Source organism: Sorangium sp. So ce590 (assembly GCF_051521365.1).
Lineage (GTDB): Bacteria > Myxococcota_A > Polyangia > Polyangiales > Polyangiaceae > Sorangium.
Genome location: NZ_CP150346.1, coordinates 9,440,364 through 9,461,247 on the forward strand (window position 1 = coordinate 9,440,364; position 20,884 = coordinate 9,461,247).

The 20,884-nt window shown below is 71.6% G+C and carries 17 protein-coding genes; 10 read left to right on the plus strand and 7 right to left on the minus strand.

What is annotated here, in order from left to right; genetic code table 11:
• Positions 1 to 366: 366 nt before the first annotated feature.
• Positions 367 to 573 carry a hypothetical protein gene (locus tag WMF28_RS35695; protein ID WP_437597999.1) on the minus strand — a complete coding sequence of 69 codons (207 nt, stop codon included), beginning with the start codon at positions 571 to 573 and terminating at the stop codon, positions 367 to 369.
• A gap of 635 nt (positions 574 to 1,208) precedes the next feature.
• On the opposite strand from WMF28_RS35695, the gene WMF28_RS35700 reads away from it, so the two are divergent.
• Both WMF28_RS35700 and WMF28_RS35705 read left to right on the plus strand, forming a co-directional pair.
• The gene (locus tag WMF28_RS35700) at positions 1,209 to 2,249 is read left to right on the plus strand and encodes a serine/threonine-protein kinase (RefSeq protein ID WP_437598000.1); all 1,041 of its coding nucleotides are present in this window, start codon (positions 1,209 to 1,211) and stop codon (positions 2,247 to 2,249) included.
• 86 nt (positions 2,250 to 2,335) lie between these two features.
• Positions 2,336 to 3,928 carry a serine/threonine-protein kinase gene (locus tag WMF28_RS35705; RefSeq protein WP_437598001.1) on the plus strand — a complete coding sequence of 531 codons (1,593 nt, stop codon included), beginning with the start codon at positions 2,336 to 2,338 and terminating at the stop codon, positions 3,926 to 3,928.
• A gap of 33 nt (positions 3,929 to 3,961) precedes the next feature.
• Here the strand turns inward: WMF28_RS35705 and WMF28_RS35710 are convergent, their stop codons facing one another.
• A complete protein-coding gene (locus WMF28_RS35710; RefSeq protein WP_437598002.1) occupies positions 3,962 to 6,205 on the minus strand; it encodes a cyclic nucleotide-binding domain-containing protein in 2,244 nt (747 codons plus the stop codon).
• A gap of 152 nt (positions 6,206 to 6,357) precedes the next feature.
• On the opposite strand from WMF28_RS35710, the gene WMF28_RS35715 reads away from it, so the two are divergent.
• The 6 genes from WMF28_RS35715 (at position 6,358) to WMF28_RS35740 (ending at position 12,616) form a co-directional block, all read left to right on the plus strand.
• Positions 6,358 to 7,494 carry a hypothetical protein gene (locus WMF28_RS35715; protein ID WP_437598003.1) on the plus strand — a complete coding sequence of 379 codons (1,137 nt, stop codon included), beginning with the start codon at positions 6,358 to 6,360 and terminating at the stop codon, positions 7,492 to 7,494.
• 34 nt (positions 7,495 to 7,528) lie between these two features.
• Entirely contained in the window at positions 7,529 to 8,521 is a 993-nt protein-coding gene (locus tag WMF28_RS35720) for an NAD-dependent epimerase/dehydratase family protein (protein WP_437598004.1), read from the plus strand.
• Positions 8,522 to 8,579: 58 nt separating this feature from the next.
• A complete protein-coding gene (locus WMF28_RS35725) occupies positions 8,580 to 9,497 on the plus strand; it encodes a hypothetical protein (protein WP_437598005.1) in 918 nt (305 codons plus the stop codon).
• Positions 9,494 to 10,654, plus strand: coding sequence for a peptidase MA family metallohydrolase (locus tag WMF28_RS35730; protein ID WP_437598007.1), 1,161 nt, complete (start codon positions 9,494 to 9,496; stop codon positions 10,652 to 10,654). Before WMF28_RS35725 ends, WMF28_RS35730 begins: the two co-directional genes overlap by 4 nt.
• Positions 10,636 to 11,472: a type II CAAX prenyl endopeptidase Rce1 family protein gene (locus tag WMF28_RS35735; RefSeq protein WP_437598008.1), complete on the plus strand. Its 837-nt coding sequence runs from the start codon at positions 10,636 to 10,638 to the stop codon at positions 11,470 to 11,472. Before WMF28_RS35730 ends, WMF28_RS35735 begins: the two co-directional genes overlap by 19 nt.
• Before the next feature lie 343 nt (positions 11,473 to 11,815).
• On the plus strand, positions 11,816 to 12,616 hold the full coding sequence (locus WMF28_RS35740; protein ID WP_437598009.1) for a hypothetical protein: 801 nt from the start codon (positions 11,816 to 11,818) through the stop codon (positions 12,614 to 12,616).
• Between the two features lie 86 nt (positions 12,617 to 12,702).
• Here the strand turns inward: WMF28_RS35740 and WMF28_RS35745 are convergent, their stop codons facing one another.
• Positions 12,703 to 13,617 (minus strand): zinc metalloprotease, encoded by a 915-nt coding sequence (locus WMF28_RS35745; RefSeq protein ID WP_437598010.1) that lies wholly within the window; start codon positions 13,615 to 13,617, stop codon positions 12,703 to 12,705.
• 770 nt (positions 13,618 to 14,387) lie between these two features.
• Here WMF28_RS35745 and WMF28_RS35750 point away from each other — a divergent pair.
• Positions 14,388 to 14,840 carry a Fur family transcriptional regulator gene (locus WMF28_RS35750; RefSeq protein WP_437598011.1) on the plus strand — a complete coding sequence of 151 codons (453 nt, stop codon included), beginning with the start codon at positions 14,388 to 14,390 and terminating at the stop codon, positions 14,838 to 14,840.
• Positions 14,841 to 15,036: 196 nt separating this feature from the next.
• Entirely contained in the window at positions 15,037 to 16,707 is a 1,671-nt protein-coding gene (locus tag WMF28_RS35755; RefSeq protein WP_437598012.1) for a permease, read from the plus strand.
• Here WMF28_RS35755 and WMF28_RS35760 read toward each other — a convergent pair.
• The 4 genes from WMF28_RS35760 to WMF28_RS35775 all read right to left on the minus strand — a co-directional run bounded on the left by WMF28_RS35760 (position 16,683) and on the right by WMF28_RS35775 (position 20,528).
• A complete protein-coding gene (locus WMF28_RS35760) occupies positions 16,683 to 17,030 on the minus strand; it encodes a hypothetical protein (protein ID WP_437598013.1) in 348 nt (115 codons plus the stop codon). The two genes, WMF28_RS35755 and WMF28_RS35760, sit on opposite strands and share 25 nt — an antisense overlap.
• Positions 17,031 to 17,218: 188 nt before the next feature.
• Positions 17,219 to 18,304 (minus strand): serine/threonine-protein kinase, encoded by a 1,086-nt coding sequence (locus WMF28_RS35765; protein ID WP_437598014.1) that lies wholly within the window; start codon positions 18,302 to 18,304, stop codon positions 17,219 to 17,221.
• Positions 18,305 to 18,646: 342 nt separating this feature from the next.
• On the minus strand, positions 18,647 to 20,053 hold the full coding sequence (gene glnA / locus WMF28_RS35770) for a type I glutamate--ammonia ligase (RefSeq protein WP_437598015.1): 1,407 nt from the start codon (positions 20,051 to 20,053) through the stop codon (positions 18,647 to 18,649).
• 136 nt (positions 20,054 to 20,189) lie between these two features.
• Positions 20,190 to 20,528, minus strand: coding sequence for a P-II family nitrogen regulator (locus tag WMF28_RS35775; RefSeq protein WP_012239819.1), 339 nt, complete (start codon positions 20,526 to 20,528; stop codon positions 20,190 to 20,192).
• Between the last annotated feature and the right edge of the window lie 356 nt (positions 20,529 to 20,884).

Sequence of the window (20,884 nt, forward strand, 5' to 3'; positions counted from 1 at the left end):
AGGAGGGCACCCAGGGCCAGCACGCGGATGACGCGAACGAGGGGAAGAGAAGGCGGAGCGCGGCGCATGGTGACACATGAAGCCCCAAAGTCCCACGCCGGTCAAGCGTGAAGCAAGACTCTCAGAAGTCCTGCTGGCTCGCGTCGGAGGGCACCTTCGCGCGCTCTCTCCACCGAGCGATGGGCAAGCCTCTCCCGGTTCCGGCGGCTTCGCGGCGGGTGGACCGGTCGGAGCGCTTGCGGCAGGCTCAAGCGAGTCCCGTCGCTCGCACGCGCGCACCGCGGCAGGTGCAGGCGGTTCATGCGGGTCGTCGGCGGCGCTCACGGCCTCGGAGAACGCGATTGTCCTCGGGGAGGGCGCCTTCACTCACCCGGCGCGCGCAGTGGATGAACGCAAGATGTCCTGTGAGATGACGAAGGACGGCATGACCTGCAAGTTGATGCCGGCCGAGGGCATGTCCGTGGACATGCTCAAGGAGCGCAGCGAGGCCATGACCAGGATGATGTCCGCCGGGATGCCCATGATGATGATGATGTGCGGCGGGATGCCCATGAGAATGGGCATGTCCACCATGACCAAGGAGCGCCACCACCAGGCCTCTCTTTCTTGAAGCCAAAGGACGCCGGCGACCGTCGGCGTTCTTTATCTCCTCTCCATCCCCGCGCGAGACCCGCCCTCAGGGCGCCGACAGCGAACAGGTCATCATCAGGCAAACACAGCCAAATCCGTGAATTCGACGTAACGACTTGCAGCGACCATCAGATGAGTTCCGTCACTCCTGGTGAAGACGCCTGAGCCCGCGCGCGATGCCCCTGTCGCATTGCCCCTCCTCCCGCGCGCCGGTGGTGGCCGGGTTTGAACATGAAGGCGGGAAGAAGAGATCAATGATCTTCCCACCTTCTCGCCTTCATGTGAATCACTCCGGGGCAAATCAGGCCACCACCCGCGCGCTCGCCCTGCCCATCAGGCTCGCCCTCCCCAGCTCTCCCCAGCGCGCTCGCCCTCCCCAGCTCCCCAGCATCCCCAGCAGGCTCGCCCTCCCCAGCAGCCTTGCCCTCCCCTCCCCGCGCGCCCACCCTCCCCGCGCCCGGCCGCCAGCCGAGGCCGGCGCCCAACCGTCCCTACCGCGAGGGCGCCGGAGCGGCTACAACCTGAGCTCGTTCCGCGGGCATGCTGGCGCAGCGCGCTCGGAACAGCGAGGACTGCCGATGGACCACGACATCGACGACGTGATCGACGGCCGATACAAGCTGATCGAGGTGGTCGGCCAGGGAGGCCATGGCGTCGTCTACCGCGCCCTGGACCAGCAGACCGGCACGCACGTCGCGGTCAAGTACCTCAGGCCCGAGTTCTCCAGCGATCCCGCCCTGAAAGCCCGCATGCGGCGCGAGGCCAGCGCCATGGGCACGCTGTCCGGCACCAGCGCGACACAGGTCTTCGCCTTCTGCGAGGCACCCGACGGCACGCTCTTCATCGTGATGGAGTTCCTGAGGGGCAGCGACCTCGAGACGACCCTGCGCCGGCTCGAGGCGCAGGACCAGCGGCTCCCGCTCGCCCGGCTCCAGGAGCTGTTCTGCCCGATCATCGACACGCTCGACGCCGCGCACGCCCGCGGCATCGTCCACCGCGATCTGAAGCCCGCGAACATCTTCGTCCTGGACAGCGACGCAAGCGGTCCGCCCTCCTCGTCTCGCCAAAAAAGTAACCCAAATCACATCAACCACGCTCTCTCTCCTGCTGGCGACCCGATCCGTCCTGCGGACCACGGCGCCGGCGGCGGGTCGCCGGCCGATCCCGGCGCAGCGGCCCGGGGAGGCGTACGCTTGCTTGATTTCGGGCTTGTCAAGGTCATGCAGGCCGACCCCCTCACCCGCGAGGGGGCGATCCCCGGTTCGCCCAGCTACATCGCGCCCGAGGTCTGGAAGGGCCGGCCCCAGGAGATCGACCACCGGATCGACATCTACTCCCTCGGCGCGGTGCTCTTCCGCGTGCTCGCGGGCCGCGTGCCGTTCTCCGGGGCGAGCCGGGTCGACATCCTGCTCGCCGCCGCGCGCGGCCCCCGGCCGAGCCTGTACGCCCTCCGGCCCGACCTGCCGCCCGAGATCGACGCCTGGGTGGCCCGGGCGCTCGCCGTCGTCCCGGAGGAGCGCTTCCAGGACGTCCGCGCGCTCTGGAGCGCGCTGGGGCCGCTCCTCGACCTCGCCGCTCGGGTCGAAGGCGAGGCCGCCGGCGGCGCGATCCAGCGGTGAGCACGTTCCCCTACCCGTGCGCCTTGCGACGCGGGAAGCGGCGCTGATAGCGTCTTCCAGACCATGTCTGAATCGAGGGCCGCAGGATGAGCTCCTCGCCCGGTCTGTTGCAGTCGAATACCCGGTTCCGCGACCGCTACCAGGTGCTGCGCGTCATCAAGGCGGGCGGCATGGGCGCCGTCTACGAGGTGATGGACGACGTCACCGCGGCGCGCCGCGCGCTCAAGGTGATGCTGCCCAGCCTCCTCGACAGCGAGGAGCTGCGCGCCCGCTTCGCCCTCGAGGCCCGCATCACCGGCATCATCGAGAGCGACCACATCGTCAGGACCTCGGACGCCGGCATCGACGACGAGACCGGCACGCCGTTCATCGTCATGGAGCTGCTCCGCGGCGAGGAGCTCGGCGGCCTCCTCAAGAAGCGCGGCTCCCTCCCCGCCGAGGACGTCGCCATCTACCTGTTCCAGGCCGCGCTCGCGCTCGACAAGACGCACGCGGCGAACATCGTCCATCGCGATCTCAAGCCGGACAACCTGTTCGTCACGGTCCGCGACGACGGCTCGCCGTGCGTGAAGATCCTCGACTTCGGGATCGCCAAGGTCATCGAGCAGCACCATGCCTCCACGCTGACCCGGCAGATGCTCGGCACGCCCGTGTACATGGCGCCCGAGCAGCTCCGGGCCGAGCGCAACGTCGGTCCGCGCGCCGATATCTACGCGCTCGGGCACGTCGCGTACGCGCTCCTCGTCGGCGAGTCGTACTGGGCCCAGGAGGCCGAGGCGACCCCGTCCCCGTACCTGCTCGCGGCCGAGCTCCTGCGCGGGGCGATGGAGGCGCCCAGCGCTCGCGCAGCGCGCCGCCGCTCCGCCGCGCTGCCGAGCGCGTTCGACGGCTGGTTCTTCAAGATGACGGCGCTCAGGCCCGAGGACCGCTTCGATCGCGCGTCCACCGCGGTGAGCGCGCTCGCCGTCGCGCTCGACGTGCCGCTCCCGCGGGCGTCGCGCGTCGTGCTCCTGCCGGACGCGCCGCCGCCCGCTCCGAGCCCGAGCGTGAACCCGAGCCCCACCGACCCGACGCAGCCCTCGCGGCCCGGCAAGTCGGGGCGCTTCGCCGACGTGCCGACCGTCACCGCGCCCGAGCCGTCCACGACGCCGCCGTCGCGCCGCCCCCCGCCCTCGCCGCCGCCCGTGTCGAGGTTCCCGGAGCCCCGGTCCCGACCGTCGGAGGCGCCGAGCCGGACGAGCGTCTCGACGGGTGAGCCGTCGAGGAAGTCCGATCCTGCGTCGCGGCGCGAGCGCGCCGCGCAGCGGCGGTTCCACGTCCGGGCCGACACGGTGACGGGGGTCCTCTACGTGAAGGTCTGGGGGTTCTGGGATGTCGACGAGGGCAAGGCGTACCTCGACGACTTCCGCCAGAAGGCCTCGACGCTGCTCCACCTCGGCAAGCCCTGGTACGTGCTCGCCGACATCGCGGACTTCCCGCCGCAGAAGCCCGACGTGAGCCCGTACGTCGAGCAGACCATGGCCTACGCGGTCGAGCACGGCATGCGCAAGGCGGCGAACCTCGTGAACAGCGCGCTCTCGAAGATGCAGATCTCCCGCCTGTCGGCCGCCATGGGGCTGCCCGAGTACTCGTTCTTCACCGCGGAGGCCGACGCCCTCGCGTGGCTCCTGAAGGGCTGAGCGCCCCCGGCCCGGGCGCGAAGGGCTCCGCGCTCAGCCGAGGACGAACCGCCGGATGCGCCCGGCGAGGCTCCGCACCTTCTCCTCGGCCTCGTTGTAGCGCTCGGCCGCGTCGCGCAGGTGGGCCTGGCGCGAGGCCATGAGCAAGCTGAGCTCGATCACGAGCTGCGGGCGCGCCTCGATGATCGGCTGCAGCGCCTCCTTCGTGATCTGGTAGAGCACCACCTCGTCGACGGCGCGCACCGTCGCGGTGCGCTCCTCGCCCGTGAGCAGCGCGAACTCGCCGAAGACGGCGCCCTTCTCGAGCGCGGCGACCGTCGAGTCCTGCCCGTCGGTGTGCCGCACCAGGACCTCGACCACGCCGGACGCGACGACGAACATCGACGAGTCCCGCTGCCCCTGCAGCACGACCCGGTCGAGCGGGCCGTACTCCACCCGGCGCACCTTCGTGGCGAGCTTGCGGAGCTCGCGATCGAGCAGCGGCTTGAAGACCGGCGCCCTCCGGAGCAGCGTCATGATGTCCTCGGCGCTCACCCCGCGCTCGGCCTTGCTCGGCTCGTCGACATCGATCGACGACGCGGCCCCGTGACCGTCGCGCCGCTGCAGCGCGGCGAGCAGCGACGGGTTCTTCTCCATGTACGCCTCGAGCAGGCTCGCGTTCCGCGGGATGCACTCGTCGCCCGTGTAATCCATGAGGTTCCGCTCGGCGGCCCAGCGGGCCACGTCGTTCATCGACTTCCGGTACTGCCGGCACGCCGCGGGGAAGATGCCGTCCTGATCGCCGAAGAGCGCGGTCAGCGCCTCGGGCATGAGGCTGAGCCCGAACAGCCGCACGTCGCCGCGCTGGTGCCAGAGCGCGAAGTCGCGCCACCGCGGGTCGAGGTGCGCGAGCTCCGGGAACGCGAGCACGCTGTTCTTGAGCACCGCCCGCTCCGCGTCGCGGAACACGCGGTGCCAGGTCTCCTGCGCGTTCCACAGGTTGGGGCCCGCGAGCTCGATCGCCTTCTGCAGGTCCGCGTGGTGGGCGTGCAGGAAGGTGAGCGTGGCCTTCTGCTTGCGCATCAGGTTCGTCAGGCTCACCGGCCCGGCCGCGAAGAAGCCGGCGGCGCGCGGCGCGATGTGCCGCATGTCCCAGACCTCCTTCCACGCCGCGACGTCGATCGCCGCGCGGATGGGCGCGAACGCCGCGCCGTTCTCGAAGGCATCGCGCTCCCCCGGCGAGAGCATGTCCGGGTACTGGTCCTTCACCGCCTCGAAGATGCCGATGCACGTGAGGAGCTCGAGGTAGAGCCCGACCCGGAGCAGCCAGCGGGGATCGGGGAGGTTGCGCCGGTGCTGCTCGAGGTCCTGATGGATGGCCCGGAGGTACAGGAGGGCCTTGTCCATGCCGATGGTCAGCACGGGGAACCACGGGTGGTAGCCGACGTGCAGCTCGTCGATCCCGAGCGCCTGCTGCTGGATCTCCGTGTCCGCCTTGACGAGCCGGTCGAGCAGGCGCGTGTAGAGCGAGCCGAAGCGGCCGGTGTCGAAGATCTCGACGTCCGTCGTCTCGGAGGAGACCGTCCTGCCCGCCTCGCTGAGCCGGATCTCGACGCGGAGCTGCTGCCGGAACAGGCTCGCGAGCGTGAACGGATCGGCGCCGTCGGGGATGCGCCGCCGGAACGACTCGGGCAGGTCGACCCAGTGATAGCCGCCGCCGGTCTCCTCGCCGGGGGGGTGCGGCATGAGCTGCCGCGCCGGCACGATGGTGGCGACGTAGACGGTCTGATGGAACGAGTTCCACGGGGCGGGCTCGAGCATCGGGACGGGGTAGGACGACGTCGAGACGATCTGCGGGCTGAGCGGCAGATCCATGATGCCGGGCACGGGGCACGGCTCGCCTTCGCCGGGGGTCGCCGGGAGGAACCACGCCGACAGGGTCACCTCGAACGGCCGCTCGAAGGGGGCGACGAACGCGTAAATGTCGCGCAGCCGGTAGAGCAGCCACACCTCGTCGCCGAGCTCCGACGGGTCGCCCGCGGTGTTGATGCAGCCGGCGCGCTCGCTGCACCCGTGCCCGGGATAAAGCGCCTCGTCGACAGGCCGCTTGCCGGGCTCGAACGGGATGAGCTCCAGCGACGGCGAGAGCTCGGCCGACTCCTCCTCCGGGCTCTGGCGCGCCTCGAGCTGCCGCAGGTACTGACGGACCCGGGCCAGCTTGTCCTCCCAGTCCATGCCCTCGACGCGGCTCATCAGCAGCCGCTTGAACTGCCTCTGGAACTCCTTCGGGGTCATCATGCAGCGTCCACCTGAGTTGCCGGGGGGCCGGACAGCCGCCCTCCGGGAGAGCTTACCGGCTCCGCGCGCGCGGCGCGCAGCGATCAGCGCCGGCCAGAGCCCGCGCGAGCCCCTTGCGGCGCCGCGTCCCGGAAGGTACGGGCTTGCGCCGTATGGCCATCGAGATCCGCGAGCTCCGGAAGGGCGACAAGAAGGTCCTCAAGGACTTCCTGAACGTGGTCGACACCGTCTACGAGGGTGAGCCCAACTATATCCGCCCGCTCGACTTGGACATCGCCGATCGGCTCGACAAGAAGAAGAACCCCTTCTTCGAGCACGCCGAGGGGACGGCGTGGGTGGCGTACAAGGACGGCCGGCCGGCCGGCCGGATCACCGCGCAGGTCGATCACGAGCACCTCCGGATCCACCGCGACGAGACGGGCGCGTTCGGCTTCTTCGATACGATCGACGACGCGGAGACGGGGCAGGCGCTGCTCGCCGAGGCGGCGGGCTGGCTGCGCGCGCGCGGGATGAAGCGCATGCGGGGCCCGTACTCGCTCTCGATCAACGAGGAAGCCGGCTGCCTCGTCGAGGGGTTCGACCACCCGCCGGTGCTGATGATGGCCCACCACCGGCCGCACCAGGGCCGGCTCATCGAGCAGGCGGGGCTCGAGAAGGTGAAGGACCTCTACGGGTGGCGCTACGAGGTCGGCGATGTCCCGCCCCGCGCGCAGAGGGCCCACGCCGAGGTGCTGGCGATGCCGGAGGTGCACACGCGCTGCGGCGACCCGAAGGACCTGCTCCACGACATCCGGATCGTCCTGGACGTCTTCAACGACGCCTGGAGCGACAACTGGGGCTTCGTGCCGATGACCGAGAAGGAGCTGGTCAAGTGGGCGAAGGACGTGCGGCTCATCCTGATGCCCGAGCTCACGAAGATCACGTTCATCGACGGCGAGCCGGCCGCCGTGTCGCTCGGGCTGCCCGACCTGAACGAGCTGATCCGGGACTTCCACGGCGAGCTCCTGCCGGGTGGGATCTTCAAGCTGCTGTGGCGGCTGCGCGTGCGCGGGCCGAAGAGCGGGCGCCTCGTCGTGCTCGGCATCCGCAAGAAGTGGCGCCACGTGCGGCGCTACGCCGGGCTCAGCGCATTCCTCTACGTCGAGATGAACCGGGCGGCGCACCTGCTCGGCATGAAGGGCGGCGAGCTCGGGTGGACGCTCGAGGACAACGCCGCCATCAACGCGGGCATCCGGCTGATGGGCGGCCGGCTCTACAAGAGGTACCGGCTCTACGAGCGGGCGCTCTGATCGATCGGGGCGCCGGAGCCGAAGGAGCGGATCGATGAAGGTGCTGGTCACGGGCGCGAGCGGGTTCCTCGGCTCGCACGTCGCCGAGCAGCTCGTGCAGAAGGGGCACGGCGTCGTGGCCCTCGTGCGGCGCTCGTCCAACACGAAGTTCCTGTCGTCGCTGCGCGGGGTCGAGCTCGCGTACGGCGCCATCGAGGACGCGGAGAGCGTCCGCCGCGCGGTCGTCGACGCGCCCGGCGTCGACGCGATCGTGCACTCGGCCGGGCTGGTCAAGGCGCGCGACGAGGCGGAGTTCTTCCGGGTCAACGTCGGCGGCACGCGGAACCTGCTCGACGCGGCGAAGGCGGCGCCGTCCATGAAGCGCCTCGTGTTCGTCTCGAGCCTCGCCGCCGTCGGCCCGAGCCTCGACGGGCGCCCCGTCGCCGCCGACGCGCGCCCGGCCCCGGTGACGCGCTACGGGCGCTCGAAGCTCGAGGCCGAGCGGCTGGTCCTCGCCGAGAAGGACGCGCTGCCCGTGGTCGTCGTGCGCCCGCCGATGATCTACGGCCCGCGCGACCAGGAGTCGTTCGCGTTCTTCCAGAGCGTCGCGCGCCGCTTCCTCCCGATGCTCGGCGACGGCAGGAACACGCTCAGCGTCATCTACGCCTCGGACGCGGCCGCCGCGTGCATCCGGGCGCTCGAGGCCGACGTGCCGAGCGGCCGGGCTTACTTCATCGACGACGGCCGCGTGTACGTGTGGCGCGACATGCTGGCGCACGTCGAGGCGGCGCTCGGCGCGCGGGCGCTCGTCCGCGTCGGCATGCCGTTCTCGCTCGTGCGCGGCGCCGCGCTCGCGAGCGAGGGGATCGGCCGCCTCACCGGCAAGCCCGTGATGCTGACGCGCGACAAGCTGAACGAGCTCGCCGCGTCGCACTGGGTCTGCGACTCGGGCGACGCCCGCAGGGAGCTCGGATGGGAGCCCCAGGTGGGCTGGGCCGAGGGGACGCGCCGGGCGGTCGCCTGGTACCGCGAGCACGGCTGGCTGTGACGTGACGCCGCGCCGCGCGCCGTTTGACGCTCGCCCGCGGCCTTCGTACCGTAAACGCATGTCCCGCTGTCCGCCGGCTGCCCCGGGCCTCGTCGCGCTGGCGCTCGGCCTGGCGGCCGCGCCGGCGCAGGCCACGGAGCCGCCTCCCGGCAACGCCGCCGCGGCGCAGGCTCCGCGCGATCCGCTCGAGCGCGGCGCGGCGGCGGCGGACGCTCCGCCGGGCGCCGCCGCGCCCCGGTCGACCCTGCGCGGCGCCGTCGTGGTGGCGGTGGACGACGCGAGCTCCGAGGCCGCTCGAGCGCTCGCGCGCGCGCTCTACCACGATCCCGCGCTACGCCCGCCGATCGACGAGGCGACCGCGCAGGTGCTCGCCGGCGATCCGCCGCGGCCCGACGCGCCGGCCTCCGTGAGGGAGCTCGCGGAGGTGCGCCGCTCCGCCGGGCGTGCCGAGTCCGAGCCGGTCGCGCGCGGCCTGCTCGCGTCGCTCGGCGCGAGCGCGGGCGCGGCGCTCGTCGTGGCGGTGACGACGGCGCACGGCCACCCCGTGGCCCGCGTGCTCCGGGTCGCGGGCGCGAGCTACGCGCCGCTCGAGCTCGGCGCGACGGTCCAGCGCACCGCGGAAGGCGCGGCCGCCCCCGCCGGAGCGGCGTTCGACTGGCCGGGTGCGGGCGCGGCCGTCCGCGCGCTGCTCGCCGGGGAGGAGCGCCGGGCAGGCGCGACCGGTCGCGCCGCGGCGCCGCTCGCGCCCGCCCACGCACCGTCGCGACGCGGCCCGGTGGGCCCCCGCGCGGGCGTCGACCTGACGGCGCCGGCGGGCGACCAGGGCTCGCCGGAGCGACGCTCGATGTGGAGCTCTCCCTGGTTCTGGGGTCCGCTCGCGGGCGTCGTCGCGACCGGGATCGTGGTGCTCGTGCTCTCCCAGACGGGCGAGGGCGACGGCGAGACCGTGCGTCTCCGGGCTCGGATCGCTCCATGACGCGCTCCTGCCGGCGCAGCTCGGCGGCGTTGGGGCTGCGGCTCGCCGCGCTCCTGTGTCTCGCGCTCGTCGCCGCGCCCAGGCGTGTCGCCGGCGCCGCGCCCCGCGTCTACGACGCGCCCGCCGCGACGGGCGACGGCGGTGCCGCTGCTCCCGTCCCGCCGCCCCCGCCGGAGTACCACACCCAGGATCTCGACTGGATCGAGTTTGCCTACCACCCGTCGACCCGCGATCGCGTCCGCCCCTTGATCGCCCGTGCCGACGCCGTCCGCGCCGAGCTCGGCGCCCTGCTCGGCCGCGAGGCGCTTGTCGCTCCGGTGAAGGTCCGGATCGCGGCCTCCCTTGCCGAGCTCGACGGCCTCATCCCCGGAGGCATCGCGGGCCCCGCGACCGCTGTCTCCTTCGGCGCGCTCCGGCTCGCCGTCCTGAGCGACGCTCCGCGGCTCGGCGTCGAGGCGCCCGATCTCGAGAGCGCCTTCCGTCACGCGCTCGCGCACCTCGCCCTCGACGAGGCCACGGGCGGCGCCCTGGTGCCGCGCTGGTTCCACGAGGGGTTCGCCGCTCACGCGGCCGGCGACGGCGTCGCTCGCCGCGCGCAGAGGCTCTCCGTCGCCGCGCTGAGGGGCGGCCTCCTCCCGCTCGACGCGCTCGAGACGAACCTGACGGGCGCCGGCGACACGGCCGGATCCCTGGCGCGCGCGCAGTCGGCCGACGTCGTCCGCTTCCTCGTCGACGGCGAGCGCCGCCCGCTCTTCGCGCACGCCCTCGATCAGGTGCGCGCCGGCTCCCCGCTCGCGGGCGCGCTCGAGGCCGCGTATGCCTCCACCGGCCGCGAGATCGAGCTCGCGTGGCGCGCCGACGTCGCGCGCCGCTACGGCTTCGTCCCGGTGCTGGCGGGCTCGCTGCTGGCGATCGGGCTGCTCGTGGCGGGCAGGCTGGCCGTGCGCCGGTTCCGCGCCCGGAGGTCGCCGCCGCCTCCCGCGCCGCGCCGGCGGCTCCGCGCCGCGCGCGAGGCGGCGGAGATGCGCCAGCGGACCACGCGCCCGTCCACGGCCCAGCTCGTGGCCACCCTGGGCGCCCGTCATCGCAGCGAGGCGGACGGCGACACGGACGTCCCGAAGGTGGAGCACAACGGCCAGTGGCACACGCTCCACTGAACGCCGCGGAAGGAGGCGCTCCCCGGCCTGATCGCCCGGGGCCGCAGCGCCGCCTGCTCGAGCTCGCGCTCGGCGCGGCCTGGCTCGTCGGCCTCGCCGCGGCCCTGCAGATCGTCGCCGTGCTCCTGTCGTCGAGCCCGCTCGCGGCGGCGCTCGCCGGCGCCGTCGTCGCCGACCTTGTCGCGTCGCGGGCGGGCGTTCCGTGGACCGACCCGCTGGAGCCGGAGGGCCCGGGCCACCGCGCGCGCATCGCCCGCCGCGTCGGGCTCGGCGCGGCGCTGAGCGCGCTCGCCGTGCTGCTGACGCTCGGCGTCTCCGTCGTCCTCGGCTGGGCGACCGTCGACGCCGGGGAGCCCTCGGTGAGCTTCGGCTTCGCCGTGGCGCGCGCCATCGCCCTCGCCGTCCGCGACGAGCTCCTGCTCACGGGCATTCCGTTCGCCGCCGCGGCGCGCGCCGGCGTCTCGAGCCGCCACGCGTTCGCCTTCTCCGTCCTCGCGCACGGCGCCGCCCTCGGGCTCGCCCCGGGCGCGACAGCGTCGAGCTTCGCCCTCACGTCCGCGCTCGGCGCGCTCGCTGCGGCGCTCTTCCTGCGCGGCCGCGGCGCGTTCGCGCCCATCGCCGCCCACGCGAGCTTCATCGCGCTCGCGGGCGCGGGCCTGCGCGGCTCCCTGCTCGACGTCACGTGGGTCGACGGCGCCCTCGCCGTGGGGACCCGGGCCTTCGGCCCGCCTGCCTGGCTCGCCGCCGCCGCGCTCGCGGCCCTCGCCGCGCTCGTCCTCCGCGCCGGCGCGCCCCGTCCTGGCCGATCGGCGCGGTGAGCGCCCTCGCCCGCGCGCGGCCGCCGCGGGGCGCTCCCTGACGCGCCGCCGGGCCGGCATGAGATGCCCCTCGCCTGCGTTGAAGCTCCGGACAGCGGCGCTGGGGGCGCCGCGCTCCTCCTCGCTGCGCACTCGGCTTCGCCCTTCCAGCGATCGGCGCGCCAACGTCCGCCGGATCGACACCGGCATTTCGCAGCGCCGTGCGAGGACGCGCCGCGCAGCGCGGGCGTGACACGCGCAGCATCCCACAGCGCCTCACCCCCCGGACACGGCTATGTCATATTTCAGCGCACCGCGTCAAATGCACGTTGACGCAATGCCTCCGAGGAACCAACGATCGCATATGCATTGGGAAAGGATCCGCCAGATTGCGCCGGTAACGCTGCTCGTTCTCGCGTCGACGGGCTGCGGCATGGCGACGATGGTCGACACGAACACGCGCTCCATCCAGGCGACCACCGAGGAGATGAGGCGCACGCGGTCGACGATCGAGGATTCGAATCAGGCGCTGCGCGAGTCGCAGGAGAGCCTCGATCGGCTGGCCGACCTGCGCCAGCCGATGGAGAAGGTCGCCGAGATGCAGGCGGCGATGGAGCGGCTGGCCGAGCTCAAGGGGTCGATGGACGCGATGCAGCGGAGCCTGCGCGAGACCGCGAGCCTCGAGCAGTCGATGGACCGGCTGAGCGAGATGAAGGCCACGATCGCCGCAATGAACGAGAGCCTCGCGGGCATCCGCGGCCCGCTCGAGGACGTCGCGGCGCTGAACGCTCCGATGCGCGACGTCGCGGCGCTGAACGCTCCGATGCGCGACGTCGCCGGGCTGAAGCAGCCGATGGAGCAGGTCGCGACGCTGCGCGAGCCGATGCAGGAGGTGAGCAAGCTGTCGGCGCCGATGGAGGAGATGAGCCAGCTCGGGAGCGACGCCTCTCGCCAGACCGGCCTCGTCGCCGTCGCCCTGCTCGGCTGGGGCCTCGTGACGTTCCTCGGCGTGTACTTCGGCGTCCAGGCCGGCACCCGTCGTCAGCAGCGCCTCGCGCAGGGCGACCGGGACTCGAGCGCGGCCCCGCCGCAGGCCGAGCCCGCGCCTCGCATCCTCGCCGAGAGCCCGAGCTTCGAGCGCCGGGCGCAGGTCAAGTCGACGTGATCGTCGTCTGACGGACACGCCTCGCCGGCCGGCGAGCGGCGGAGTTGCCCGCCGCTCGCCGGCTGCGCCCCCACATCATCTACCGATCAACGATATGTATCCCAGAACGCCGACATGCGATCGACCTGCCCCGAAGTAAACGAATCCATGCAGGCGTCGTCGGTATAATTCATGAAGTTCCGGATCGGGTCGAACCCACCGCCCCTGCAGGTGTCCCGGTTCATCGGGCAACCGTACGCGGCGCTGCGCTCAGCCGACGTGTCGTCGACCCCGTCATTGGTCTTGCTGCAGCCGCCCTGGAAGGTGTGGTAGAGGCCGAGCCAGTGACCGACCTCATGCGTCCCCGTATCTCCCTCGTTGTACGGCGCCGCGGCGCCGCCGGGCAACGAGGAGTGGAGCAGGACGACGCCGTCGTCGCTCGGGTTGGCCGTGTAGCTCGAGGGGAACGTCGCCCAGCCGAGTAGACCGCCGCCCGGGTTGGCCGTGTAGAGGTTGAGGTGGTCGGGACCACCCATGCGAAGCGCCGACTTGGCTTGCCGCTCGGCCGCGGAGCCGAGCTTCATGGTGTACCAGGTCGCGTTCGTCGTCCGGTCCACCGAGGCCAGGACGAAGCGGAAGCGGGTGCTCGCGTAAGCCTCGTTGAGCACGTCGATCTGCTCCTCGATCCTGGCCTGGGGCACGTTGCCGTTCGAGGTGCTCGTTCCCTTGTTGATGACGTGGACGTGCACGGGGATCTCGACGTCCGTCTGCACGGTGAACCCGACCGCCGCCTTGCTGCGAACGAACTGGTCGACGGCGTCCCGTTCAACCTCGCTCAGCTCGACGGTCGCGCAGCTGCGCCGCAGGGGAGCCGGGGCCGCCTCCACCTGCTCGGGCTCGACGTCGGCGACGACCGGTTCTTCCTCCTCCGCCGGGGTCGAGGGGTCGCCGTTGCACGCGGCGGCACTCAAGGCAGCGATCAAGACTAAGGCAAGTACCTCCGCACACGTCCGAGCTCGCATGGACATTCTCCTTGTTCACAGGCCCCGCAAAGGAAGCGGGAATATATATCCACGTTGACAATCAATTCAATTCCAAAAGGGCTGATTCCACTCAAGGCGACAAGGCGAGATTCCACGTCTTGGTCGTCTTGCGTCATCTCGTCGAACGCCGGCTGGTGCCTCGGGGCGCGCGCCGCGATGACGCGGCGCAACGGCGTGCGCGGAGCCGACACGCCGGCTGCTCCAACATGGAGCGATCGCTCCATTATGGAGCACACGGCGAGATCAACGCTGGCCGAGCGGCCCTCGACTCGAGGCCAGATAACGACCAGGACGCTGGCCGTTCCGCCTGTTTTCCATGTCCTCTGCGCATTCAGAAGCAGGCTCGAGGGGCTCATCCAGGTTTCGAGAAGCCCTCTGAGCTGAGGAACGCCGTATCGAGGCTCATCCGCCTGGCCTGTGCAGTTTGAGCCATGGTCGAATCGAGGCGCGCGAGGTTATCCAACTCGCCATCTGCCCCATTACTCAGCGTAATCCGACGGCCGCGCTCGCTGCGCCGGCGCGCTCCGGGCCGCGCGGCGCACGCGTGCCCGTGGTCCGGGCGGGAGAGCGGCGAGCTCCTACCGGCCCGGAGGGCGCTCGGCGGCGGCCTCGCCGCGCGACGGGCGGCGCGGCGAGGCGGCGGCGGTCGAGCGATCTCACTTACCCCCCGCGGCCGTCCCGGGGCGCGCGGCCGGCGAGCTCCGTGCATCCTGATTGCAGTACTGTCCTGGCGACGGTAGATGTCTCGCATGGCGCGTTCGAAAGCAGGTCAGTCCGCGGAGCAGCTCCGCGAGCAGATCCGGGCGACCGGCCTGCGAGCCACCTCGCCGCGCATCGCCGTGCTGCACAGCCTCGGCCGCACGCGGACGCCCGTCAGCCACGCCGAGCTCGCGGCCGAGCTCGCCCCCAAGGGGTGGGATCGCGCCACCATCTACCGGAACCTGATCGATCTCACGAACGCGGGGCTCGTGCGCCGCACCGACATGGGCGACCACCTCTGGCGGTTCGAGCTGCGCGAGGGCACCGGCGACCACGCGACGAACGAGCACCCGCACTTCATGTGCGACACGTGCGGAGATGTGCTCTGCCTCCCCGACGAGAGCATCGAGATCAAGGCGGCGCGCGGCGCTCCCCGCGCGCTGCGCCGCAAGGGCCTCCAGATCCAGATCAAGGGTCGCTGCGACCGGTGCGTTCAGCCCTGAGCCACGGGGCCACCGGCGCAGCGCGGCAGCCCTGAACCGCTGGGCAGCCTGAGCCGCGAGCCGCCTGCGCCGCGGGTCCCTCTGAGCCGCGCGAAGACGCGTCGCCCCGCGGGGATGCGACGGCTGTTCGCACCTCGATTGCAACATCAATTTGATGTTGATTAGGGTCCGGGGCTCGGGCATAGCCCACCGGCCCATGCTCGCGCTCGTCGTCGCCTTGTCGATCGCCGGCCTCGCCACGGGGCCGCTCCTCGTGGCGCTCGGCCGACGCCGGGCGCTGCCGACGTCAGCGCTCGACGGGCTGACGCTCGGGCTCGTCCCCGCCCTGGTCCTCGCGCGCCATCTCCCGCACGCGGTCGAGGAGATCGGGGCGCAGGCGGTCCTCTGGACGGCGCTCGGGTACATGGCGCTCTCGCTCACGGAGCACCGGCGGCGCGACACCGGCGAGGTCCTGGGGCGGGAGATCGCGTTCTCGGCGCTCGCCGTGCACGGGCTGCTCGACGGCGCCGCGCTCGCGCTGGCCGCGTCCGCGGCCGACGGCGGCGCGGACGGGGTGCTCTTCGCGAGCGCCGTCCTCGTGCACCGGCTCCCCGAGGGCCTGTCCCTCGCGGCGCGCTTCCTGCCCGCCTGGGGCTGGCGGCAGCTCGCCCTGCGCCTCGGTCTCCTCGGGCTGCTCACGCTGCTCGGCGCCCTCCTCGGCCAGCGCCTCATGGAGAGCCTCCCCCACGAATCGTTCGAGGTGTTCGTCGCGTTCGGCCTCGGCGTCCTCCTGCGGCTCGTCGTCCACACGCACGAGGCGCCGCCCCGGAGCCGGACGGCGCGGACCGCGAGCGCCGTCGCCTTCGTCTCGGGCCTGTGCGTCGCGCTCGCGCTCCCCAGCCCGGAGAGCTTCTTCACGCATGCCCACGCGTCCGAGCTGTCGATGGCCGAGTCGCTGGTCCCGCTGTTCGTCGAGACGGCGCCCGCCATGCTCGCGGGGCTCGCTGCGGCGGGGCTCATGCACGCGTTCTTCCCGCGTCTCGCGGTCGGACAGCCGCACGGCGGCGCCGCGCTGCTCTCGCTGCGGCTGCTCGGCCTGCCGCTCACCGCGGTGCGCGTCGCCGGCAGCGCGCTCCTCGCCGTGCTGGTCGCGCTCCTCGTCGCCAGGGTAGCCGGGTCGCCCGGCGCGGCGCTGCGCCGCAGCGCGCCCCCCGCCTCGGGCGTTGCCGCGTCGCCGGGCGCGCGACTCCGTGCGGCCGCCGTCGAGGCCGTCGGTCCTGCGCTCGATCGCGTGGCCGCGTGGTACCTCGGCGGCCTCGTGCTCGCCGCCGTCCTCGAGGCGACGATCGAGCCGGACGCGGCGCGCGCGCTCGGAGCGCCGGCCGACATCGTGGTGAGCGCCCTCATCGCGGTGCCGGTCTACATGTGCGCGCAAGGCGCGACGCCGCTCGCCGCCGTGATGATCCACAAGGGGTTCTCGGTCGGCGCGGCGCTCGCATTCCTCCTGGTAGGGCCCGCGACCAGCGTCGCGTTGCTCGCCATGCTGAAGCGGTCGCTCGGCGCGCGCGCCGCCGCCGCCTTCGCGCTCTTCAGCGTCGCCTTCGCCGTCGTTGTCGGCCTCGTCGCGAACGCGCTCGTCCCCGGCGCCGTGGTCCCGGACCTCCACGACCTCGCAGCCGGAGAGCACGCCGCCGTCGAATGGGCCTGCGCGGCGGCGCTCGGCGCGCTCCTGCTCTGGAGCTTCACGAGGCTCGGACCGCGCGCGTGGTTCGGCAACATGCTCGGCACCGGCGGCGCCCCTGCGCCCAGCCCGGCGGAGCCGCACGCGCCGGATGCGCACGCGCATCCGGCGCGGCGCGGCGATCATCCGAGCTGGACCGCCCCGTGATGATCGCAGTGATCGCCGTGCGGGCGGTGGAGGTGCCCGCCGACGAGGTAATCGAAATGATCGCCGTGGGGCACGGCCTCGTGGCCGCAGCCTTCCCCGTGCGTGTGCGCCTTCGCGTGATCCGCGCAGGCGTGGCTCGGCGTGCACGCGTCGGGGTTGTCGTTGCCGACCGGGAGCACGTGCTCGTCGAAATGATCGCCGTGCGGGTGATGCAGGTGTCCGTCGTGCAGGTAATCGACGTGGCCCTCGTGCCGCAGCGCCTGATGTCCACATCCCTGCCCGTGAACATGAGCGTGCGCTTCGTGGGTGCGGTGATTGTCCATCGAGTTGCGTCCTTTCCGGGAAATGCCCGCTTCGAGCGCGCATGGCGGCCCCAGGAGAAACAACATGGGGCACCGATGCCCACCGTCGCAAGCAGCCGTCCATCCGCCGTGGTCTTGTGGCCGCGCCCGAGGAGCGTAGAGGCGAGCCCTGGGCTGGGACGAGCGCGCCGCCGAGGCTCGTCGCTCGCTCAGCGGCTCCAGTACCTGCCGAGGAGCACGAGCACCATCGCCCAGACCACGACCCCGAACCCCGCCGCGACGAGCATGGCCGGCGGCAGCCGCCTTCCGTGCTGCACGAGCCGCCCCAGCGTCCCCGCCGCGCCGCCGCCGCGCATCGCGGCGCTCTCCGGCGCGAGGCTGAGCTTGTCGCCCAGCACGACGTCCGAGGCGCGCCGCCCCTTCTGTCCCCGGAAGCGCGCGGCGCGCAGCTCGCGGAGCACGGCCTCGAGCTCCTTCGCGAGCACGCCCGCCGAGGCGATCCGATCGTCGCGCTCGCGCTGCAGGCAGGCGTCGACGACGCGGCAGAGGCGCGGCGGGAGCCCCGGCTTGCGCGAGGCGATCGGATCGCAGTCCTTGCTCAGGATGCGGACCATGAGCGCGTTGTAGTTCGGCGCCTCGTGCGGGAGCGTCCCGGTCAACGCCTCGTGCAGGACGACGCCCAGCGACCAGAGGTCGGCGCGGCCGTCCAGGTCCTCGCGCCCCGCGGCCTGCTCGGGCGACATGTAGGCCGGCGAGCCGACGACGCAGCCCGTGTGGGTCAGCGCGAAGTTGTGCTCCTTCTCCAGCACCTTGCTGATCCCGAAATCAAGGATCTTCCCCACGAGCTCACCCAGGTGGTTGCGGTGCACGTAGAGGTTCGCGGGCTTCAGGTCGCGGTGGATGATCCCCTGCTGATGGGCCATGTCGAGCGCCCGCGCGAGGCCGATGAAGATCTCGACCAGCGTCTCCGGCTCGATCGTGTGCTCGCGCCGCAGCCACTCGTCGAGCCCCTCGCCGACGAGCAGCTCGAACACGAGGAACGGCGAGCCGTCCTCCGCCTGACCGAGATCGAGGATCTCGACGATGCTGGGGCTCCGCACGCGCCCGCTCGCCTTCGCCTCGTTGAAGAAGCGCTGGAGCGCGACGGCGTCCTCGGCCACCTCGGGGCGCATCACCTTGAGCGCCACGTCACGGTCGATGAGCTCGTTCTTGGCGGCCCACACCGACCCGCTGGCGCCTCGGCCCAGGATCTTCACGAGCCGGTAGCGAGACTGGATGAGATCGCCGGGGTTCACTGCTGCACCGAGGTGTCCCGGGGACGAGGGTGTCTTCCCCCCGGACCCACATCAGAGACGGGTCGGAGGATACCCCGGCGCATGGACGAGCGGTACCGCGGCGCCGCCAGGTCCAGCGGGGACCCAAAGTTCGCGAGGCGAGGGAGCGACAGCCCACGTTGCGCCCCAAGGGCCGCAGCGCCGCGCGCAGAAGCCCTGGGTTTCGAGGCGCCGCGACGCCTCATCTCGGCGTCAGCGGCGCTCGACAAACACGACAGCGAGCGAGGAAGAGAGCGGGCAGCGAGGGTCACAGCGCAAATTTCCCGTGCGCCGGGCCCTGCGCTGCCTCGGGGGTGGGGAGGATCAGACGTCGTAGTAGAGGAAGAACTCGTGCGGGACCGGGCGGAGCCGGATCGCGTCGACCTCGCGCTCGCGCTTGTAGTCGATCCAGGTCTTGAGGATGTCGCGGGTGAAGACATCGCCGCGGAGCAGGAACTCGTGATCGCGCTCGAGGCAGGAGAGCGCCTCGTCGAGCGAGCCCGGCATGTGCGGCACTTCCTTGAGCTCCTCGGGCGAGAGCGCGTAGATGTCCTTGTCGAGCGGGTCGCCCGGGTCGATCCGGTTCTGGACGCCGTCGAGGCCGGCCATCATCATGGCCGCGAAGGCGAGGTACGGATTGCAGCTCGCGTCCGGGAAGCGGACCTCGATGCGGCGGCCCTTCGGGCTGTTGCCGGGCGGCAGCGGGATGCGGATCGACGCCGAGCGGTTGCGGCTCGAGTACGCGAGGTTCACGGGCGCCTCGTAGCCCGGGACGAGCCGGCGATAGCTGTTCGTCGTCGGGTTGGTGAGCGCGGCGATCGCCTTCGCGTGCTTCAGGATGCCGCCGATGTACCAGAGGCCCGTGTCGGACATCCCGGCATAGCCGTCGCCGGCGAAGAGCGGCTTGCCCTCCTTCCAGAGCGACTGGTGGCAGTGCATGCCGCTGCCGTTGTCGCCGAAGACGGGCTTCGGCATGAACGTCACCGACTTGCCGTGCTTGCGGCCGACGTTCTTGATGACGTACTTGAACCACATGAGGTTGTCGGCCATCGTGGTCAGCGTCGAGAACTTGATGCCGATCTCGCACTGCCCGGCCGACGCCACCTCGTGGTGGCCGACCTCGACCCCGATGCCGGTCTCGATGAGCGTGGACATCATGTCCGCGCGCAGATCCGAGAGCGTGTCGGTCGGCGGAACGGGGAAGTAGCCCTCCTTCGCCCGGATCTTGTGGCCGAGGCCGGCCTTGCCGGTGTTCCAGACGGCCTCCTCACTGTCGATCTCGTAGAAGGCGCCGCGCTGCGAGCTCTCGTAGCGAACCGAGTCGAAGACGAAGAACTCGGCCTCGGGCCCGAAGTAGGTCGTGTCAGCGATGCCGCTCGCGCGGAGGTGGTTCTCCGCCTTCTGGGCGATGTAACGGGGGTCGCGGCCGTAGGGCTGACCGGTCACGGGATCGCTGATCTTGCAGATCAGGCTGAGCGTCTTCTGGGCGTGGAAGGGGTCGAGCTTCGCCGTCGACGCATCGGGCGTCATCAGCATGTCGCTCGCGTTGATCGGCTGCCATCCGCGCACGGAGGAGCCGTCGAAGCCGATCCCCTCCTCGAAGATGTCCTCGTTCAGACGGGACACCGGGACGGTCGTGTGCTGCCAGATGCCGGGCAGATCGATGAACTTGAGATCGACAAACTTTACGTCGTTTTCCTTCGCAAACGCGACGACATCTTTCGCCTTCATGATCTTCTCTTTACCTCGCTGACTCGCTGCTCTCGCTGTATGTGACTCTACGGCGCGCGGGCTCGCTGCTGCCTGCCTGGGGTGTGGAGCCTGCGACCCGCCGCGAATGCCCTGTGACGCTCTACCCGCGGCTCGCCTAGATGGCGTCCTCGCCGCGCTCTCCCGTGCGGATCCGCACGGCTTCCTCGACGGGGACGACGAAGATCTTGCCGTCGCCGATCCGGCCCGTCTTCGCGCTCTTCTCGATGGCGTCGATCACGTCGCTGACCATGCTGTCCGGCACGACGATGTCGACCTTCACCTTCGGGACGAAGTCGACGACATACGCCGACCCTCGATAGACCTCCTTCTTGCCACCGGTCCGACCGAAGCCCTTTACCTCGGTCACCGTCATGCCCTGGATCCCGACCTCGGCGAGGGCGTCCTTGACCTCGTCGAGCTTGAACGGCTTGATGATCGCCTCGACCTTTTTCATTGCGCACGCCTGTGGTGACCGGATGCCCGCCAGGGTAAAATCCCGGGCGCTCACCCGAAAAGCCCCGCCGGAGCAGAGCCGGTAAAGGGGGGACGCCTCCGCCGGCGGCCTCCCGTCGATGTGCCGGGCGCCGCCCGGCCTCCGATCCGTGACGGGGTCCGCTCGGCCTCCCGAGCATTGCCCCGACGCTTGTCAACAGACTCAGGCCCCCATCCAGCAGAGCTGGATCGACGACCCTCTACCCCGGGCGCCGGCGCAGCGACCGGAGGTCCAGGCTGGTGTACCCAAGCTCATGTTTCCGGAATGTTTCGCGCATCATACGTGCGTGAGAAAAGTGGTTCCGGCGTCAGAAAATC

What these genes read in the sequence shown, in the direction of transcription:
- WMF28_RS35725 (WP_437598005.1), top strand. Translation starts at nt 8,580, where the DNA reads ATGTCCCGCTGTCCGCCGGCTGCCCCGGGCCTCGTCGCGCTGGCGCTC.
- WMF28_RS35760 (WP_437598013.1), bottom strand. Translation starts at nt 17,030, where the DNA reads ATGGACAATCACCGCACCCACGAAGCGCACGCTCATGTTCACGGGCAG.
- WMF28_RS35695 (WP_437597999.1), bottom strand. Translation starts at nt 573, where the DNA reads ATGGTGGACATGCCCATTCTCATGGGCATCCCGCCGCACATCATCATC.
- WMF28_RS35755 (WP_437598012.1), top strand. Translation starts at nt 15,037, where the DNA reads ATGCTCGCGCTCGTCGTCGCCTTGTCGATCGCCGGCCTCGCCACGGGG.
- WMF28_RS35730 (WP_437598007.1), top strand. Translation starts at nt 9,494, where the DNA reads ATGACGCGCTCCTGCCGGCGCAGCTCGGCGGCGTTGGGGCTGCGGCTC.
- WMF28_RS35720 (WP_437598004.1), top strand. Translation starts at nt 7,529, where the DNA reads ATGAAGGTGCTGGTCACGGGCGCGAGCGGGTTCCTCGGCTCGCACGTC.
- WMF28_RS35700 (WP_437598000.1), top strand. Translation starts at nt 1,209, where the DNA reads ATGGACCACGACATCGACGACGTGATCGACGGCCGATACAAGCTGATC.
- WMF28_RS35710 (WP_437598002.1), bottom strand. Translation starts at nt 6,205, where the DNA reads ATGATGACCCCGAAGGAGTTCCAGAGGCAGTTCAAGCGGCTGCTGATG.
- WMF28_RS35740 (WP_437598009.1), top strand. Translation starts at nt 11,816, where the DNA reads ATGCATTGGGAAAGGATCCGCCAGATTGCGCCGGTAACGCTGCTCGTT.
- WMF28_RS35775 (WP_012239819.1), bottom strand. Translation starts at nt 20,528, where the DNA reads ATGAAAAAGGTCGAGGCGATCATCAAGCCGTTCAAGCTCGACGAGGTC.
- WMF28_RS35745 (WP_437598010.1), bottom strand. Translation starts at nt 13,617, where the DNA reads ATGCGAGCTCGGACGTGTGCGGAGGTACTTGCCTTAGTCTTGATCGCT.
- WMF28_RS35715 (WP_437598003.1), top strand. Translation starts at nt 6,358, where the DNA reads ATGGCCATCGAGATCCGCGAGCTCCGGAAGGGCGACAAGAAGGTCCTC.
- WMF28_RS35750 (WP_437598011.1), top strand. Translation starts at nt 14,388, where the DNA reads ATGGCGCGTTCGAAAGCAGGTCAGTCCGCGGAGCAGCTCCGCGAGCAG.
- WMF28_RS35705 (WP_437598001.1), top strand. Translation starts at nt 2,336, where the DNA reads ATGAGCTCCTCGCCCGGTCTGTTGCAGTCGAATACCCGGTTCCGCGAC.
- glnA (WP_437598015.1), bottom strand. Translation starts at nt 20,053, where the DNA reads ATGAAGGCGAAAGATGTCGTCGCGTTTGCGAAGGAAAACGACGTAAAG.